At 41.4% G+C, this 18,202-nt stretch carries 11 protein-coding genes; 9 read left to right on the forward strand and 2 right to left on the reverse strand.

The features are described 5' to 3' along the window. Positions 1 to 156: 156 nt before the first annotated feature. The 5 genes from MTF68_RS09205 (at position 157) to MTF68_RS09225 (ending at position 6,688) form a co-directional block, all read left to right on the forward strand. The gene (locus MTF68_RS09205) at positions 157 to 450 is read left to right on the forward strand and encodes a metalloregulator ArsR/SmtB family transcription factor (protein ID WP_024033207.1); all 294 of its coding nucleotides are present in this window, start codon (positions 157 to 159) and stop codon (positions 448 to 450) included. Positions 451 to 566: 116 nt separating this feature from the next. Further along, on the forward strand, positions 567 to 875 hold the full coding sequence (locus MTF68_RS09210; protein WP_248462293.1) for a hypothetical protein: 309 nt from the start codon (positions 567 to 569) through the stop codon (positions 873 to 875). A 148-nt stretch (positions 876 to 1,023) separates the two neighbouring features. Beyond that, positions 1,024 to 2,286, forward strand: a complete 1,263-nt coding sequence (locus MTF68_RS09215) for a TolC family protein (RefSeq protein ID WP_248462294.1) — start codon at positions 1,024 to 1,026, stop codon at positions 2,284 to 2,286. Next, complete coding sequence (locus MTF68_RS09220) at positions 2,283 to 3,542, forward strand: efflux RND transporter periplasmic adaptor subunit (RefSeq protein ID WP_248462295.1); 1,260 nt, start codon at positions 2,283 to 2,285, stop codon at positions 3,540 to 3,542. The genes MTF68_RS09215 and MTF68_RS09220 overlap by 4 nt, the downstream gene beginning before the upstream one ends. Before the next feature lie 8 nt (positions 3,543 to 3,550). Then, complete coding sequence (locus MTF68_RS09225) at positions 3,551 to 6,688, forward strand: CusA/CzcA family heavy metal efflux RND transporter (protein WP_248462296.1); 3,138 nt, start codon at positions 3,551 to 3,553, stop codon at positions 6,686 to 6,688. Positions 6,689 to 6,766: 78 nt separating this feature from the next. Here MTF68_RS09225 and MTF68_RS09230 read toward each other — a convergent pair whose 3' ends face one another. Then, positions 6,767 to 8,002 carry a TMEM143 family protein gene (locus MTF68_RS09230; protein ID WP_248462297.1) on the reverse strand — a complete coding sequence of 412 codons (1,236 nt, stop codon included), beginning with the start codon at positions 8,000 to 8,002 and terminating at the stop codon, positions 6,767 to 6,769. A 190-nt stretch (positions 8,003 to 8,192) separates the two neighbouring features. On the opposite strand from MTF68_RS09230, the gene MTF68_RS09235 reads away from it, so the two are divergent. The 4 genes from MTF68_RS09235 (at position 8,193) to MTF68_RS09250 (ending at position 14,302) form a co-directional block, all read left to right on the forward strand. Beyond that, positions 8,193 to 8,777 (forward strand): VTT domain-containing protein, encoded by a 585-nt coding sequence (locus MTF68_RS09235; protein WP_248462298.1) that lies wholly within the window; start codon positions 8,193 to 8,195, stop codon positions 8,775 to 8,777. Between the two features lie 270 nt (positions 8,778 to 9,047). Then, complete coding sequence (locus MTF68_RS09240; RefSeq protein ID WP_248462299.1) at positions 9,048 to 9,905, forward strand: GGDEF domain-containing protein; 858 nt, start codon at positions 9,048 to 9,050, stop codon at positions 9,903 to 9,905. Positions 9,906 to 10,058: 153 nt separating this feature from the next. After that, a complete protein-coding gene (locus MTF68_RS09245; protein ID WP_024033201.1) occupies positions 10,059 to 11,420 on the forward strand; it encodes a DUF4397 domain-containing protein in 1,362 nt (453 codons plus the stop codon). A 176-nt stretch (positions 11,421 to 11,596) separates the two neighbouring features. Further along, positions 11,597 to 14,302 (forward strand): DUF2339 domain-containing protein, encoded by a 2,706-nt coding sequence (locus MTF68_RS09250; RefSeq protein WP_248462300.1) that lies wholly within the window; start codon positions 11,597 to 11,599, stop codon positions 14,300 to 14,302. An 82-nt stretch (positions 14,303 to 14,384) separates the two neighbouring features. Here the strand turns inward: MTF68_RS09250 and MTF68_RS09255 are convergent, their stop codons facing one another. Beyond that, positions 14,385 to 17,825 (reverse strand): PAS-domain containing protein, encoded by a 3,441-nt coding sequence (locus MTF68_RS09255; RefSeq protein WP_055252793.1) that lies wholly within the window; start codon positions 17,823 to 17,825, stop codon positions 14,385 to 14,387. Between the last annotated feature and the right edge of the window lie 377 nt (positions 17,826 to 18,202).

Consider the following 18,202-nt stretch of genomic DNA (forward strand, 5'->3'; position numbering starts at 1 on the left):
TCGTCAATACTTTATTTCTAGATGTATAGAAGTAATTTTTATACCCTTGTTTTTAAATGTTTTATTTTTTAACTTTTAAGGTAACTTGCTAATAAAGCTGTATTTAAAGATTCAAATTGTTATTATTTCTAATAATTTAGAAATTACGAGGTTGTAATGGAAATTATCGACGTTGCAAAAGCATTAAAAGAATTAGGCCATCCTACGCGTTTAACTATATATAAGCGTGTAGTTAAAGCAGGGCACACTGGAATTAGTGTTGGTAATATACAAGAAGAGCTAAGCATGGCGGGCTCTACACTTTCGCACCATATATCGGGCTTAGTTAACGCTGGGCTAATTAGCCAAAGGCGCGAAGGGCGCACGCTTTATTGCGTGGCTATGTACCAGCGCTTAGACGATGTAATTGGTTTTTTACAAAACGAATGTTGTGTAGACGAAGGGCAGTAAACTTTTATCAACGGTTTTGCGCGTTGTTTATTGACCTCAAGACGCGCGCGGGTTTAATATGCCGCTGTTCCTAGTTTGTAAAATAGGAACCTACTTTAAATTTAATTAGGTAATGGATGCGCTCAAACTACTTTTTAGTCGTGATACTTCTTGTGCTTGTACACAGCTTTATTAGCTGTGATGCTGCCGCGTATCATTTACAAGAAGAAGTCGATCATGCTTCGCACATTCAGTCTGTGGCCGGTACAGACGATGAAGACGCGCAACCACCTACCGAAATTCATGCCCATCAGCATTGCCACTGTGGTTACTACAGTACGATAAATCATTCAATAAGCCCTGAACAAAGCCAAGCCACAAACAATGCTTGTTACAATGGTTTAAATTACCCACCAGATGTTCCGCCACCCAATTTTTATAGCTAGCTTTTAATTTTAAACACTTTGTATATAACTGCCTGCGCCTGTGCGCTACAAGGCTAATTATGTACATATTTAGGTTGCTTAATCGCGCTTGTTTTTAAAATAGGCATAGTGATTAAGCCAACTCTGTTTGTTAAAACGGATATGCTATATGAACAAAAAACTACTTATGCTGGTGGCGCTACTGTGTGCACTACCAACACTGAGCGCTTTGGCAAAAAGCGAGCCTCAAAACGTATTAACGCTAAAGCAAGCGCTTAAAAATACTGAGCAGCAAAACTTACAGCTTAAACGCTACCCGTACCATCAAAAAATATTAACCGCGCTTAAAAGCCAAGCCGCGCTTTCACCTAACCCTGAGCTGAGCTTTGAAGCTGAAAACTTTTTAGGAACTCATGGCTCTCATGCGTTTTCGGGGGCGCAGTACACGCTGGCTTTAAGCCAGTTAATTGAGCTTGGCGATAAACGCCAAAATCGTATTAATTACGCTACTGCAAATATAAAAGCGCAAACAATTGAGTATAAAAATACTCGGTTAGCACTTTTAGCAACCACCGCTGAGCGTTATTACCAAGTACTAAAATTTCAGGCGTTAATTGCACTAAACAGTGAGCGTAAAAACACTGTTAAGCAGGCACTCAACGCAATTGAAAAACGCGCTAAAGCCGGTGCGGTCTCAAGTGCTGATGTAACCCGCATGCGCTATGCATTAAGCCAAGTAGATTTAAATACGGCCATGCTACAAAGTGAATTTAAGCGCTCTCGCTTAGCACTCAATGAGCTTTGGCAAGAGGAGCAAGTGAGTGATTACTATGCGGGCGATTTATCACAAATAGCTGCTATTAAAAGTGAGGCAGCGTTACTTGATATGGTAAATACAGCACCAGAATTTGCACTACTACAGCAGCAATACATGCAACAAACTGCCAACTTAGCACTGCAAAAATCAACGGGTCAAAGTGATTTAACCTTGGGTGGTGGTGTGCGATATAACCAGCAAACTGATGCCAGCTCGTTAGTGTTTTCGTTTTCAATGCCGCTGCAATTAAGTAACGCTAATGGCGGTAATATTGAGGCTGCGCAGCATCAGCTTACGCTACTTAATGAACAACAAGGGCAATTACGTATACAGTTACGTAAGCAAATACGCACGCTCTATGCGTATTACCAAGGTAAAGCGGCGCAAGCACAGCTTTTAACACAGCGCGTTATTCCACAAGCGCAAACGCTTATAAAGCAAAGTTTAAAAAGCTATCAACAAGGGCAAATATCGGTATTGCAATTACTCGACGCACAGCAAGCTTTATTTGATTCTAAACGCGCACTTATCATAACGCATAGCGAGCTATACCAAGTGCTCCTTACCCTTGAGCGTTTAACTGGCCAACCTTTAATTGAGACTCATCAATCATGAATAAAACTCTTATCGCATTATTAATTACGCAATTACTTACACTCCCATTTTTAAGTAGCACGGCTATGGCATCTGATGACAATCACGAAGAAAGTCATGATGATAGTCACGAACAAGGCCATAAAGGCGAACACACACAAAAAGGCCCGCATGGCGGCTTTTTACTAACCAATAACACACTTAATTTAGAGCTTAAATTAACCCAGTTTGCCGGTAATACCGAGCTGCGAATATATGGGTTTAAGAACGGTAAAGCCGTTGATATAAACCAGTTAGAGGTAACCATAAACGTGCAGCGTTTAAGTGAAGCGCCAAAGCTTATTCGCTTTAAAGCTGAAGATGACTATTTAGTAAGTACCGTGAGCGTAAACGAGCCGCATTCTTTTAAGCTTGATGTAATGGCTCGCTATAAAGGCGCTGAAATAAATTATCATTATGAGCAAGAAGAAGGGCGCACAACGCTAAGCGAGAAAGCAATTGAACGCGCTGGTATTAAAACTGACATTGCAAAAGCAGGTAGTGTTGAGCTAACCGATACTCTATTTGGTCTTATAGCACCCACTGCGCAGAGCACCGTTGAAGTAATGGCGCCTTATATCGGCTTAGTTAACGATATTTTTGTAAGCATTGGTCAAAACGTTAAAAAAGGCGAGAAGCTTGCCAGCATAACCAACCGCGAAACCCTACAAAATTACACCATAAAAAGCCCAATTACAGGTGTTATTACCGAGCAATATTTAAAGCGCGGCGAGCTTGCCAGTAGCGCTTTAATGCAAATAGTAAACCTTGAAACCGTATGGGTTGAGCTGTCGGCCTTTCCCGATAACATCGAAAAGCTCGCCATAGGGCAAAGCGCTACAGTGTATGACTTACATCATCATTTAAATGCCCAAGGTGAGGTGTTTTACATAGCCCCAATGATGAGTGGTGGGCACATTGCACGTGCGCGAATCGAGCTTAAAAACCCTGATGGCCATTGGCGACCAGGTATGCATGTTAATAGCGACATTAGTACTGCAAAAGTAGATGCGGCTGTACGCGTCAAAGCGAATGCTATTCAAGAATTTAACGGCAAACCTAGCGTGTTTATAAAAAGTGGCAATGTGTTTGAAGTACGCCCAGTAAAACTCGGTGCTAAAAACAGCGAATGGGTAGAAGTGCTCGAAGGGCTTTCGCCAACCAGTGAGTACGTAACTGAGAACAGTTACGTAATTAAAGCCGATATTTTAAAAAGCGGCGCAAGTCACTCTCACTAGGAGGCAACATGATTAACTGGATAGTTTCGTTTGCGGTTAAGCGCCGAATGATGGTGCTTGCACTCACACTTTTATTTGCTGGGTTTGGCGTATACAACACACAAAATTTAGCCGTTGATGCCGTACCCGATATAACTAATGTGCAAGTGCAAATAAATACCAAAGCGCCGGGTTTTACCCCGCTTGAAGCCGAGCAGCGTATTACGTATTTAATTGAAACTGCAATGGCGGGTATTCCTAAGCTTGATTATACCCGCTCAATTTCGCGTTATGGGCTTTCGCAAGTTACCGTTATTTTTAATGAAGGCACCGATATTTACTGGGCGCGCCAGCAAATATCAGAGCGCATTCAAAGTATTAGATCAGATTTACCAGCCAATATTGAACCAAACTTAGGGCCAATTGCCAGCGGGCTAGGGGAGATTTTTACTTACTCTGTGCATGCAAATAACGGTGCATTAAAAGACGATGGTACGCCATTTAACGCAGAAGATTTACGCACCCTGCAAGATTGGGTTATTCGTCCGCAGTTATTAAAAGTAAAAGGCGTTACCGAAATAAACAGCCAAGGAGGTTTTGAGCGCCAGTATCAAGTAGCGCCCATGCCTGAAAAACTACTCGCTTATAAGCTCACGCTAAGTGATGTTATTACAGCACTTAAATTAAATAATAGTAACCAAGGTGCAGGGTTTATAGAGCGTTTTGACGGGCAATATTTAGTGCGCTCACCAGGGCAATTAAAAACCATTGATGATATAGCCAATACCGTGGTTGCTAAGCGCGATGATGCACCCGTTCGCATAAAAGATGTGGCGAACGTGCGTTTAGGCAAAGAGCTCAGAACCGGCGCCGCTACTTATAATGGTAAAGAAACCGTGCTTGGCACCGCCATGATGCTCATTGGTGAAAACAGCCGCGTAGTGGCAAAAGCCATGGCAGATAAACTCAAAGATGTACAGCTAAGCTTACCAGCTGGTGTAGTGGTTGAGCCCGTGTACGACAGAACAACCCTTGTTGATAAAACCATAGACACTGTAAAAACGAACCTGTTTGAAGGTGCGGTGTTGGTGGTTGTTATTTTACTGCTACTACTGGGTAACGTAACTGGCGCATTGATTACGGCCATGGTTATTCCGCTTAGTATGTTATTTGCCATTACCGGTATGGTAGGTAATAGAGTGTCGGGTAACTTAATGAGCTTAGGCGCAATCGATTTTGGTTTAATTGTTGATGGCGCAGTAATTGTGGTTGAAAACTGTTTAAGGCAGCTTGGCCTTGCGCAGCATAAACATGGCAGGCTACTTACACTAAACGAGCGTTTAAATGTGGTAACCGCCGCCACTAAAGAAGTGTTCAGCCCAGCAGTATTTGGTATTTTAATTATTATGCTGGTGTATTTACCGCTGTTTGCATTAAGTAGTGTTGAGGGCAAAATGTTTCAGCCAATGGCGTTTACAGTGGTTGCTGCATTAGTTGGCGCACTTATTTTTGCAGTAACTTTTGTACCTGCTGCTATTGCAGTATGTGTGCGAGGAAAAGTAAGCGAGAGCGAAAATGCCGTGATGCGCGGTATTAAAAAAGGTTATAAACCGCTACTTGGTTTATCGCTAAAACTACCGTGGGTTATGGTTAGTATTGCGGCTGTACTTGTAATTGCGCTAGGCTTTAAAGTTAAAAAAATGGGGGCTGAATTTTTACCGCAGCTTGATGAGGGCGATATCGCTATGCATGCGCTGCGCATTACCGGCACCGGTATTGAGCAATCGGTAAAAATGCAAAAAGAGCTAGAGCAAGCCATTTTAGCTAAGCCGGAGGTGGCAAAAGTATTTTCAAAAATTGGTACGCCCGATGTAGCAAACGATCCTATGCCGCCTAACGTTGCCGACACCTTTTTAATGTTAAAACCTCGCGATCAATGGCCAAATCCTGCTTTACCTAAAGAAGAACTGGTTAAGCAAATTCGTCATTTAGTTAATGAAGTACCCGGTAATAACTATGAGTTTACCCAACCAATAGAAATGCGCTTTAACGAGCTAATTGCTGGCGTGCGCGCCGATGTGGCTGTGCGTATTTATGGCGATGATTTATCAACATTAAAACAGTTCGGTGAAAAAGCCACAGCCTTGGTACAAAATATTACTGGTGCAACCGATGTACGCCTTGAGCAAATGGAAGGCCTGCCAACGCTTTCGGTTACGCCGCTTCGCGACCACATGGCGCTGCTAGGCTTAACCGTAACCGATATACAGCAAAGTGTAAGTGCTGCTATAGGTGGTGTGCAAACTGGGCTAATTTATGAAGGCGACAAACGTTTTTCGTTATTAGTGCGGTTAGATGAGCGTTGGTCTAGCGATGTAACACAGCTTGCGCGTTTGCCTGTGGCTGTGCCAAAAAGTGCTAATCCCGACCTTGCGTTTGTACCGCTTGGCGAAATAGCGACAATTAGTATTGATAAAGGGCCTAATCAAATAAACCGTGAAAGCGGTAAGCGTAATGTTGTCGTAACTGCAAATGTAGAAGGGCGCGATTTAGCAAGCTTTGTAAGCGACGCGCAAGCCGCTTTAAATTCGCAGCTTAATTTACCTAGTGGTTATTGGATTGAATACGGCGGCACGTTTGAACAACTAGAATCGGCAAGTAAGCGGCTATCGCTGGTGGTACCGGTTACTTTATTACTTATATTTGGCCTGCTTTATAGCGCGTTTAATTCACTGCGTGATTCGTTAATTATATTTAGTGGCGTACCACTTGCACTTAGTGGGGGCGTGCTTGCGTTGCTTTTACGTGATATGCCGTTATCAATATCGGCAGGTGTGGGGTTTATCGCGCTAAGTGGTGTAGCGGTATTAAATGGTGTGGTTATGCTGTCGTTTATTAAACAGTTAAGAGCCGATGGGCTTAGTTTGATAGATGCAATACAAACCGGTGCGCTCTCGCGCGTGCGACCAGTACTTATGACGGCTTTAGTGGCGAGTTTAGGGTTTATTCCTATGGCGCTAAATACAGGCACCGGCGCTGAGCTACAAAGGCCGCTGGCAACGGTTGTGGTTGGTGGAATTATTTCATCAACTCTACTAACGCTATTAATATTGCCTGCGCTTTATAAATTAGTGCATGCAAAGTTTACTAGGCATCAAGCTGCTTAGCTAATTGCATCTTGTTAAGTAATGTAAAAAGCAGCTGTAATTACAGCTGCTTTTTTGTTGTTAGGTAAACATTGCAGATTAATTATATTGAAACAGGTTATCCCAGCGCTCATCCAAAATAGTTTTGGCATGATCTAAATTTATTGCGCTATACACATCGTTAGTGCAGGTTACTAAACGCATCCGGGTGAGCTTTTCAAGCGCATCGCTAATTTCAAAGTCGAGTTCGCATTTATACTTTGTTTTAAACCACGCCTCTATTTGCTCATCCAGCATTTGTGCGCTTAGGCCACTTTCTGATTTTAGTAAAAACGTGTAGGCCAGCAGGGCTTCTTTTATGTCTTCTTCTTCGGCGGCGTCAATAAGCGTATGAAAAACACCGGCGTTGTTATCTAGATTTTTAAAGTAGAGGTTATCGCTTAGCGCTTTCATAAATTTAATTTTACGGTTTTTAAATTTACTCCACTCTTTAAAAATAAAGCTGCCAAAAACCCCCATCCCAATAGCAAAGGTAATAAAGTGTTGTTGGGTCATTTCTACGGCCTCACTTCTAAAGCCACCCCAAAAAGCAAACAAAGCAAATAACAATAAAATAGATGCGCCAAGCTTTGTAATTAAAACCACTGCACCGCCTACTAAAGCTGATGAGCCAATAATCACTTTATCAATAGGGCGCATGCGTACTTCGCTATTTGGAAATAGCATTTCAAGGTCAGCTTTAGGTACATTTTGAAACAGCTTAACTATGGTAGAGCTTGGCTCAAACCCTAAAGGCGTTTTATTTTTAGCCTCAAAGTAGGCTTTATCTTTAAAGCGAATAAACACCGCAACGCGGTTGTAATTGGTAAAGTGCAGGGGCTTTTTACGCAAGCCCCAAAAGCTGGTTATGGTTTCAGTGAGTTGCGACTCGCCACGGCGATAAAAAACCACTTCTTCAAAGTCGTCAAACTCTACCTCAAGGCGTACTTTAAAAAGGGATTCTTCGTTGAGTGCATCTTGTAGGTCTTGATGGGTGATCACTTCAAAGTTAGCTGCATTAAGTACCTTAGCAAAATCTTTAGCAAATTCGCGTTGGCACTGCGCTTTTTGATCAGCTGATACTAGCGCTAAAGATCGCGTATCGCTATTGGGATCAAAGGGCGCGTAATTATTTTTGAGCGACTCAAGTGTTGAATGGTAATCGTAATGGATAAGGCTTGCTAATAAATCGCAAAATTGTTTAAACGATGTTTGCTCAGAGCTGTTATTTAACTCATCACTACACATATCAACAATATCTTGTTTTCTAAAGGGAATAAAACGCGCACTTTGCATAAATTTTTAACTGCTTTGGTAGGTATTTAACTGCATTGGCACATAATAAAATATTCTTATGAATATTACTAATTTGTTAACAGTTATATGGCTGTTAAATCTTTAACTGTTTTCAGCGTGTATTAACGTAAATATGTAAGAATTGACCCATTGAGCAACGGCTTATCATCACAAGCAAAAAAGGATTTACATGGCTATTCAAAAAAAACTAAAAGAAAAAACACGGCACTTTATAGATTCTAAACATATGCTAACAGGCATTACCGTAGCGTCGTTTTTAGAATCTACGATAGTCCCTATTCCGCTTGAAGCAGTGCTTGTGCCTCTTATGCAAGCACGTCGTGAAAAGCTTTGGTTAATAGCGCTTATGGCTACAGTTGGGTGCGTGATTGGTGCTTTATTTGGTTATGCACTGGGTTATTATTTATTTGACGCGATAGGTGACTGGGTTATTGAAATGTTTTCGAGCCAAGAGCAGTTTGAAAATGTAAAGCAGCAAATGCAAAATCAAGGGTTTTGGTTTGTAATGACGCTGGGAATTGTGCCTATTCCGTTTCAGATTGCGATGCTCGCTGCAGGCGCTACAAAGTACTCTATAGCTTTGTTTTTATTAGCTTCTGGTATTGCTCGTTCAATTCGCTATTTTGGATTAGCAATAGTGGTGTATTACGCAGGTAATAAAGCTGAACAAATAATCAGTAAACATAAAACTAAAGCGATGATTGCTATTACTATTTTAGTATTGGCATTGTGGGGTATAAGCACCCTAATATAGCTTTTAAACTCTAAAGTTAACTACACTACGCCATAACTGCAGCTTGATACCAAAGCTGCAGTTCTATAGTTGAGCTGTGTATTTTTTTGCATTACTTGGCTTTAGTCTCAGGTCATTTTTATGCTAAAGGACCAAAGCAACAAATACTTTAAGGTACACTTTCATAACGGTTTTTTCTTATATGCTATAGTTTGTTAATAACGCACCAAATAACTACAGCATATGATTGAAACTGTAAAACTTACTGTTAGATTGTCAAACTTTTATAAAATGAGTTGGGTAAATAAAGCGGTAAGTATAGCATTATTGCTTTATATCATTACCTTCTCGCTTTATGCTTTAAATACTTTCCCCCCTTTAGATGTGCAAAATAACGTGTACGGTTTTACTACCGATTTTTGCAATCTCATCGTGCTCGTATTTTTATTTTGGATAGTGCAATGCTCTGAGCTTTCAAAACAAGCGTACGTGTTTTCTACTTTAGGTTTATTGCTATGGAGTATGGGTACAACAGCTGATGTAATAGATGAATTAGTTGTGCAGCCTTATTGGATGAGTGTTTATTTTGAAGACTTATGCAGAACCATGGGAATGCTTTTTACCGCCTATGGCTTATTTAAGACCATGCGTTTTGTACAAAGTATACATAACCGTTTAGCGCACGAGTTGATAACGGACGATCTTACACAAGTACATAATAGACGCTATTTTTATCGGCATGTTAAAACTGCCCCTAGTACGCCTTACGTTATTTTAATTATAGATATTGATCATTTTAAGGCTATTAATGATGAGTTTGGACACGATGAAGGTGACTTAGTGCTCCAGCAGTTAGCTACTAAGTATAATAGTGCATTTGTTAATAATGCAGTATTTGCTCGTTTAGGCGGTGAGGAGTTTGGCGGCTATTTGCCTACCGGTAATATAAGCCAAGCGGCTGAATTTTGTGGGCAACTAATAGACATTGCACACAATATTAAAGTTAAACAGGTCAAACAGTTTACCGTAAGTATTGGTATGGCGCTGCAAAGCGCTAACGAGCCCCTCGACAAGGTAATGAAGCGGGCAGACATGGCTTTATACGTTGCTAAAAATAATGGCCGAGATCAATATAAAATAGCCCCTTAAGCTTTCTACGCAAATATCCTTATTATTTGCACATTTATTACACTTTTAAACGTTTTCGTAAAGAACTGTCAGCGAGGGTAATACTTTGTAAACTATGAAATTAAAATGCAGCAAAGAAGTCATAATAGTGATTTTAATAATAAGGAAACTTTAATGACCAACTCTCTGTTGAAAGCTGCTTTACCTCTAAGTTTAATGTCTATTTTAGTTGGTTGTGGCGGCAGCGACGGCTCAAGTGATACAGGCTACGTACAATTATATAACGGCTCATATAACAGCCCATATACGCGTTTATTTGTAGACGAAACTGAGCGCTCAGGCACTGATTTTGCTGATGTAACCACGCGTCATAATTACAGCACCGGCACTTACGATTTAAGCTTTGAATACTTAGATGCAAACGACAGCTACATTACAATTAGCGAACAAGAAGTATCAATCAAAGGTGACAAAACCGAACTAATTGTAATGAGCGGTAACTTTGACGAACCTACGTTCACAGAGCTAAGTGTGCCCATTTCAAGTGATACAGATGAGTTTAACTTAGGTTTTTACAATATCACCAGTGAAGACACTAGCTACGATATTTACCTAGCAACCGATGATGGCGTATTTGAAAGTGCTGAACTATTTACATCAACACAGTATTTAAGTGAGCTAGATTTACAAACCCTTGATGAGGGTTACTACACAATTTATATCACTGAGGCAGGTAGCACTGATGTAGTGTATGAGTCGGAGTCGGTTTATTTTTACGATGAAGAAAGCTACGTAGCCATGATCCGCCCAAGCTATGCAACAGAAGAAAACGGTATCACGCTCGATATTGTGACTGACAATAACTATGTTACAGCACTAAAGCACCAATCAGCGTTAGGCCAATTGCGCTTTATAAATACCGTTGACGATTACTCGCCAGTTAGCTTTAGCACGACCCGTGGCACCACAGTTAACGATACCAATACGGTCGCAAGCGATACCTACACCGATTACGTTGAGCTTTCGCCAAATAGTTACAGCGTTGCAATGTACGACGAAGAGGGCACTAAGCTTGCCGATAACTTTTTAATGACCCTAGAGCGCGAGCAAAGTGCGGTAGGCGTTTTTTACAACGATGTCGATAATGGTTTACGCATGATGAGCGTTGAGGAAAACCTAACACCTAGCAGCTACAGCCATACTATTTCGGTTGTTAACCTAATTGAAAGCTACGCAGGGCAAACAGTAAGCGAAGTTGACGTGTACTTTACCTTAAATGGTGAAACTGTTGATGACGCCACCAATGTAATTGATGGCTTAGATAGATACGATCAAGAAGAAATTGATGTAGATGATGAAGCTTACACTGTGTATGCCGTATACGAAGATAACGGCCAACAAATAGTGTTAATTCAACAAAGCGATATAGATTTTACCGAAGAAGGTAACTATATCTTAATTTTAGAGCACGATGAGACAACCAGTTCAGGCTTTAAAATGAGTGTAACGCGGACAATTACAGACAGCGTAGAATAAGTAACATGTAACACGTTCTAGAAAGTAAAAGCCCTAAGCATTATTGTTTGGGGCTTTTTTTTGCCTAGCTGTAGCGTGATTTTGTTTACATTAAATAAACCCATTTATAAGCAGATTGCTATAACTTTTAAAAATTTTAGGTACACTCATAACATAATAAATAAAAAGAGCGTGCCATGGATGAGTTTTTAGGAATAGTGGGTTTATTTGCATTTGCAATAATGGCCGGTGCTATTTGCGGTATTGTCGCAATTGCACAACTTAGTAATTTAAAGCAAGAAATTGCCCAATTAAAAGCAAAAGTACTTAGTTTAGAATTAGCTAACAACGCACAAAGCCACGCTGAATACGCCGATAAAAGCACCGATTGCTCCACAGCTGAACATGCGGACACGGCTCAAGCAAATAGCAATGAGGCGACTTTTAATCAAGTTAGTCCTAATCAACCCAATCAGCCAAGTCAGCATCGTGGGCAGGTAAAAACGCCAGCTTCAGCAATAAAGCCTCCCGCTAATGCTTCTGCCAGTAAACATAAGCAAAGCAGTAAAAATCTCAAACCCACACTTGTTACTTCTTTTTTTGAAAAACTGCGTAGCGACTTTGAACAAAACTGGATGACCTGGATAGGCGCAATCGCATTGGCACTAGGCGGTATATTTTTAGCAAAGTACAGTTTAGAAGCCGGGTTGCTCTCTCCTGCAATGCGATTAACTCTAGGTGGTTTATTTGGTGGTGGCTTAATTGCAGCCGCAGCTTATATGCATTACAAAAATAGTGTATTTGAAGGGTTTAATAACTATATACCTGCAGCGCTTGCCAGTGGGGGTTTTATTACGTGCTTTGCACTGACCTTATTAGCGTATAGCAGCTATAACATGATCAGCCCTTTAACAGCATTTGTTGTCCTTGGGGTTATTGCCATAAGTGCGAGCGCTATGGCAATAATGCTTGGCCCAGTATTAGCCGTACTAGGTATTATTGGTGCTTATTGTGTCCCCGTGCTGATTAATACCGGCAGCAATAATTTATTTGCGCTTTATATGTACATTGGGTTTGTGAGCTTATCTGCTGCGCTAGTCGCCCATAAAGTACAGCGTGCATGGCTGTGGTATTTACTTTGGGCGGGGCATTTAAGCTGGTATGTTGTTGGCTTTACTTTAGCTAACAGCAGCACCATTTGGCTTATGGGCACGTATGGGCTATTAAGTGTTATTGGTTTAATTGCCGTGCCACGCTTGGGGTTAAAACTTGCGGTTGTTGAAACTCGCCCACATAGTTTAAAACGCCTAATAAACGCACTCCCTAGTAACCCTTTAATGCTTGCCTGTATTGTCCCTTTGTTACTGGCTATGCTTTTTGATAGTACTAACTACTTACAGTGGCAAATAATAAATGCGTTAAGCATATTAACATTGCTGTTTTTAGTGCTTAAAAATAGCCGCTGGGATTTATGGCAAGGGGTGGCGATGCTAATAGCTATACTCTGGCTATTAAGCACGCCTTCCTATTATGTTGACTATTCTGACTCGCTATTTATATTTAGGCACCAATATGGTGGCGCTATATTTTTAGGGTTAGCGCTAAGCGTATATGGGCTTTATTTTGGTATAAAGTGGCAACCTAAACGATTGACTTTTCATATTACTGCCTCGTTTAGCGTATTTATAATGATTGCCACCTTATACGCTATAATCCCAAACCATGCGTTGGCCACAGCCTATCCATTGTGGGCAGTGATACTATTTACAAGTAGCGCCATTTTAATTAAGTGTGCAATAGGTGGCGCAACGCTTTTTCAGCGCTTTACATATTGGGTGGGGGCAAATGCCAACATCACGCTTGCTATTACTATGTTATTAAATGACAGCGGGCTAACCATTGCACTGGCTATTCAAGTTTTACTTATTAGCGTGTTAATAAACCGCTATCGGGTGCCTATGCCACATTGGCCAATTAAAGCGCTGGTGGCTGCATTACTACTTCGCCTTACACTGTCACCGTGGACCCCAAGTTACGAGGCGCTTAGTGTATTGGGTGTACACTGGAGCTTAGTAGTTTATCCTTTGTGTGTGGTGTTATTTTATACTGCAGCCAAATGCTTTAACGCATCGCATTTAAAAGTTTGGCTTGAAGGCGCAGCGCTGCATTGCTTGGCGTTATTTATTACCACCGAAACCAGCTATCAACTGGTAGGGCACTATCCGCAGTTTGATTCTTTGAGCTTTTACGAACAAGCTTTACTCACCTGTAATTGGCTTGCGCTGGGTTGTGTATATTTACACCGTGCTCGTATTGCCGGTAGCTTAGCTAAATTATACCAAGTGGCAGGCATGGCATTAGCAGGTGCTGCGGGTGTTACTGCACTGAGCATCTTACTAAACGCCAACCCATTTTTAAGCTCTATTTATATTGGCGAATATTTTGTATTTAATTGGCTATTTTTGCTTTGGTTAGTGCCTGCGGGTCTCGTGCTTTGGCTTTATACGTTAATTAAGCCGCTGTATACAAAAGCTGCGCCATCTATACTCACAGTAGCGGGTGTATTGAGTGTATTGGCAATTAATGGCTTTATACGCCAATACTGGCAAGGCCCTTATATTTACTTATCAACAGGTGCAAGCAACGCAGAGCTTTATAGCTACTCGGTTATTTGGCTTGTGTTAGGGGCTATTACTGTGGTGCTAGGGCATTTAAAAAATCAGCTATTAATCCAAAAAATAGGCTTAGGATTATTGGCAGCCGTTATTTTAAAAGTATTCTTAGTGGACATGGCTAATTTAACGGGGCTTTTAAAAGCGCTGTCGTTTATTGGCTTAGGCTTGTCGTTAGTGGGGCTTAGTTGGTTATTTCAAAAACTGCGAAGCCAAGCCAAACCAGCCTAATAATTAAGGGTTCCAACGCCTTGGTTAAGCACATAAATAAGCCCAGCTAATGCTGGGCTTATTTTTTGCTGCTAATTGGCTATTACGTGCTGTGATTAAGTAAAGCTTTAAGCTTACCCGGCTTAATCGGCTTACTTAAATAATGTATATTAGCCGCTTTGGTTTCTTGTTTAAGCTCGGTGTCGCGTACGGCGGTTATAAGTATGGCGGGCACTTCGCTTTGCCATGTATCACGCAGTGTTTTTATAAGCGAAATACCATCGCAATCATTACCTAATTGGTAATCCATTAAAATTACATCGGGCGCTGCGTGCTGTTTAGCGTGCGCGAGTACTTTATTTACATCGTCAAACAAGGTGTAATTGGCTTGCCACTTTTTAAGTAAGCTGGCCATTGCTGCTAGGTTTTCGGGGTCATCGTCTACCGCGACTATGTTAATCGCGGCGCGGTTTTCTACTAAGCTGCTGGCCGTTGCTTTTTGTTGTACAAACTGCGCATCTCCATAGGGTACTTCAATACTAAAGCGGCTTCCTTTACCGGGCTCTGAGTGCACATCAAGCTCTAAGCTAAGTAAATCGGCCATACGTTTTACAACGCCAAGCCCTAAACCAACGCCTTTGTTATCACCGGCTTCTATACGGTAAAAGTCGTTAAATATTTTAGCTTGTTCTATTTGGCTAATACCTGGGCCGGTGTCCCATACTTCTATACGTAAATTATGTTTACGGTTTCTGCACGCTATTAATACTCGCCCTGTTTCAGTGTATTTAACCGCATTAGACACTAAGTTTTGTATAATTCGGCGCAAGTAGGTAATGTCGCTATGCACAATTTGTGCGTTTGAACGCACGGTTAGTTTTAAGCCTTTATCGCTTGATAAAATAGCGTACTCGCTTTGCAGTGGCATAAGTATATCGTTTATACAAAAGTGCCGAGGGGTTGGGGTCATTGCGCCTTGCTCTAACTTGGCAATTTCTAGTAAGGCCGACATTAAATGCACGGTTGAGTCTAAACTGTGGCCAAGCTTATTAAAGCTATTTTGGTTAGTTGTATCAAGCTGCTTTTCATCAATGGCTGCAAGGTATAAACGCGCCGCGTTAAGGGGCTGTAAAATATCGTGGCTTGCCAGTGCTAAAAATCGCGTTTTACTGTCGTTGGCTTGCTCTGCTTCGCGTTTGGCTAAAGTAAGTGCTTGCTCTGTTTTTACTCGGCTATCTATTTGTGCTTGTAAGTCTTTATTAATGGTTTGCACTTCTTGGGTTCGCGCCTCAATGCGGTTTTCAAGATCCATGTTAATTTCTTCAAGCGCATTTTGCGTACTTATATGGTTTGTAATGTCTGAAAAACTCGTTACAAAGCCGCCATCGGGTAGGGGGTTACCTATCATTTCGTACACTTGGCCATTACGGCGGTGACGAATAAAGTGATGCGAGCTACCATTTTTTAAATGCTGAACGCGTTTTTCTACTTGGCGCTCTATTTCGCCTGGGCCACATTCACCGCGTACTGCGTTGTACCTTATTATATCTTCAATGGGTTGCCCCACTTCTAAAAAGCCGTCGGGGTAGCCAAACATTTGGCTGTAGCGCTTATTCCATGCTACCAGTTTTAAATCTTTATCGACCACCGAAATACCATGGCTTAAGTTTTCGAGCGAGGTATACAAAAGGTTTTGGTTAAACTGCAATGCTTGTGTGGTTTCGTCAAAAAAGTTAACCACCTCTTCAAAGGCCATACGTTTACCCGATGAAACCGTACGGATTAGCGCCTGCGCCGAAGACGCCCCTAACACCCCAGTTAACGCACGTTCGCAGTAGGCTATAAATTCGGGCTCGGGGTGGGCATTATTGTCACTTAGCTGGTGCGAAAGTGAAAAGTGCGCCAGTACTTGTTGGCTACGCTGAATACCTAAAAAGGTTTGCAGTAGTATTTTAAAGTCGTAAACCGTGGCTTTAACATTTTTGTTTAAGCGGCGCGATAAAATAGCCTGATCTTTAGGGTTAACAAATGCGGCGGCCTGAATTTTATCTATCAAGCGCTCTTCTGCCCCTAACGAAAAGCTAATATAACAACCAATGTTAGCAAATAAGGCAATCAGAGTGCCGCGTGTAATAAGGGTTTGCTGAAGCTCGCTATCAAGGGCACTGCCGGCATCTAAAATTGGCATCATTAAAAATAATACCCAACAAATAAAGCCCGCTAATAGCCCCGCATATACACCATAAGCATGGCCTTTTCGCCAGTAAAGTCCGCCCACAATAGCCGGGAGCAGCTGCGTTACTAACGAAAATGCCACCAGCCCCATACTGGCCAGCGCACTACCATGGCCAAACCATTGCTGATAAAAATAAGCCAATATAAGTATGCCGGCTATGGTAAAGCGCCTGACTAATAAAATTTGCGATTTATAACTGCTGGTAATTAAGTTGCGCTTAAATTTACGGCGTAGCATAAGCGGCAGCACTACATCGTTAGAGATCATGGTGCTAAGCGTAAGTGTGGCCACCACTATCATGGCGGTGGCTGCAGAAAGCCCGCCAATAAATACAAAGGTACTTAAAAAAGCTTGGTCGTGAATAAGCGGTAACGCTAATACAAAGCTGTCGGGTGAAAAACTGCTACCAATACTTGGGTGAATTGCGGCAGTAGCAATAGGAATTATCATCGCGGCGGTGAGTAATAAATACAGTGGAAAAGCCCAGCGAGCAGTAAATAAATGGCGTTTGTCTTGGTTATCTACCACGGTGACATGAAATTGTCGTGGTAAACAAATTATGGCCGCGGCAGCCATAAGTGACTGGCCAATAAAGTTAAAACTAAAAAAGTTAAAGTTGCCCCAGTGTTGCCAAATCGACTCTGTGACTTTGTCGCCGCTAAGGGTGGGTAAATTAAATAAGGTGTACAAGGCTAAGCCAGCGACGGCAATAAGCGCAATGAGCTTTATCATAGACTCAAAGGCGACTGCTAGCATAAGCCCAGAGCGGTATTCGGTAACATCTACCTTACGGGTACCAAAAAATATTGCAAACAGCGCCATAATTAACGTGGCGGTGAGGGTAAGCATTTCGCCAGATATTTGATTGCTGTTTTGCAAAAGCAAAAAGCTGGTACTGAGTGCTTTTAACTGCAGCGCAATATAGGGAATGGTAGCAAGTAGGGCAATAACAGTGACCAGTATTGCACTAGTTTGACGTTTACCGTAGCGGGCAGAAATAAAATCGGCAATGGTGGTAATGTTTTGTTTTTTACTTACTAATACCAGTTTGCGTAAAAAGCCTTGGCCAAAAAAGAACAACAATGAAGGCCCCAATAAAATGGGTAAATAGCTCCAACTACTGGTGGCGGCGGTACCAACCGAACCATAGTACGTCCACGAGGTACAATAAATCCCTAACGATAACGAATACACAAAAGGATGATGGCTAATCCGTTTAGCAAGTGGTGTTGTTTTATCGCCCCAATTAGCAAGCCAAAACAGCACCCCAATGTAGCCTAATGCTACAAAAATCAGTACAGCAGTCATGTTGTTATTAAACCTTATTATTTATACCCACACACAATACCAGAGATAACTTTAAGTGTGCGTGCACAATTTTATGCAAAATATTAACGTTGTTTTTATTGTATTGATTTTAAATGATTATTTATATTGTTGATGATTTATTAGACTAATGTCGCATTTTTACACAAAGCCACTTAAATTTTGCCGTTAACGCCCTTTGGTAAAAGCTAACCTACTGAAAATTATGTGTAATTGTATTTTTAAATACAATTGCATTTGCAGTTTACGTAAACGTTAACAGGCTGTTACGACTATGGTCTCACTTCACTCTTCACGCCGCGTTGCTAAATTAATAACCGACTATAAAAAAACCACTCATTGCAATTATGCAATGCTTA

The organism is Pseudoalteromonas sp. 2CM37A (genome assembly GCF_023161885.1).
Classification (GTDB): domain Bacteria; phylum Pseudomonadota; class Gammaproteobacteria; order Enterobacterales; family Alteromonadaceae; genus Pseudoalteromonas; species Pseudoalteromonas atlantica.

What these genes read in the sequence shown, in the direction of transcription:
- MTF68_RS09225 (WP_248462296.1), top strand. Translation starts at nt 3,551, where the DNA reads ATGATTAACTGGATAGTTTCGTTTGCGGTTAAGCGCCGAATGATGGTG.
- MTF68_RS09255 (WP_055252793.1), bottom strand. Translation starts at nt 17,825, where the DNA reads ATGACTGCTGTACTGATTTTTGTAGCATTAGGCTACATTGGGGTGCTG.
- MTF68_RS09240 (WP_248462299.1), top strand. Translation starts at nt 9,048, where the DNA reads ATGAGTTGGGTAAATAAAGCGGTAAGTATAGCATTATTGCTTTATATC.
- MTF68_RS09235 (WP_248462298.1), top strand. Translation starts at nt 8,193, where the DNA reads ATGGCTATTCAAAAAAAACTAAAAGAAAAAACACGGCACTTTATAGAT.
- MTF68_RS09250 (WP_248462300.1), top strand. Translation starts at nt 11,597, where the DNA reads ATGGATGAGTTTTTAGGAATAGTGGGTTTATTTGCATTTGCAATAATG.
- MTF68_RS09230 (WP_248462297.1), bottom strand. Translation starts at nt 8,002, where the DNA reads ATGCAAAGTGCGCGTTTTATTCCCTTTAGAAAACAAGATATTGTTGAT.
- MTF68_RS09245 (WP_024033201.1), top strand. Translation starts at nt 10,059, where the DNA reads ATGACCAACTCTCTGTTGAAAGCTGCTTTACCTCTAAGTTTAATGTCT.
- MTF68_RS09205 (WP_024033207.1), top strand. Translation starts at nt 157, where the DNA reads ATGGAAATTATCGACGTTGCAAAAGCATTAAAAGAATTAGGCCATCCT.
- MTF68_RS09220 (WP_248462295.1), top strand. Translation starts at nt 2,283, where the DNA reads ATGAATAAAACTCTTATCGCATTATTAATTACGCAATTACTTACACTC.
- MTF68_RS09210 (WP_248462293.1), top strand. Translation starts at nt 567, where the DNA reads ATGCGCTCAAACTACTTTTTAGTCGTGATACTTCTTGTGCTTGTACAC.
- MTF68_RS09215 (WP_248462294.1), top strand. Translation starts at nt 1,024, where the DNA reads ATGAACAAAAAACTACTTATGCTGGTGGCGCTACTGTGTGCACTACCA.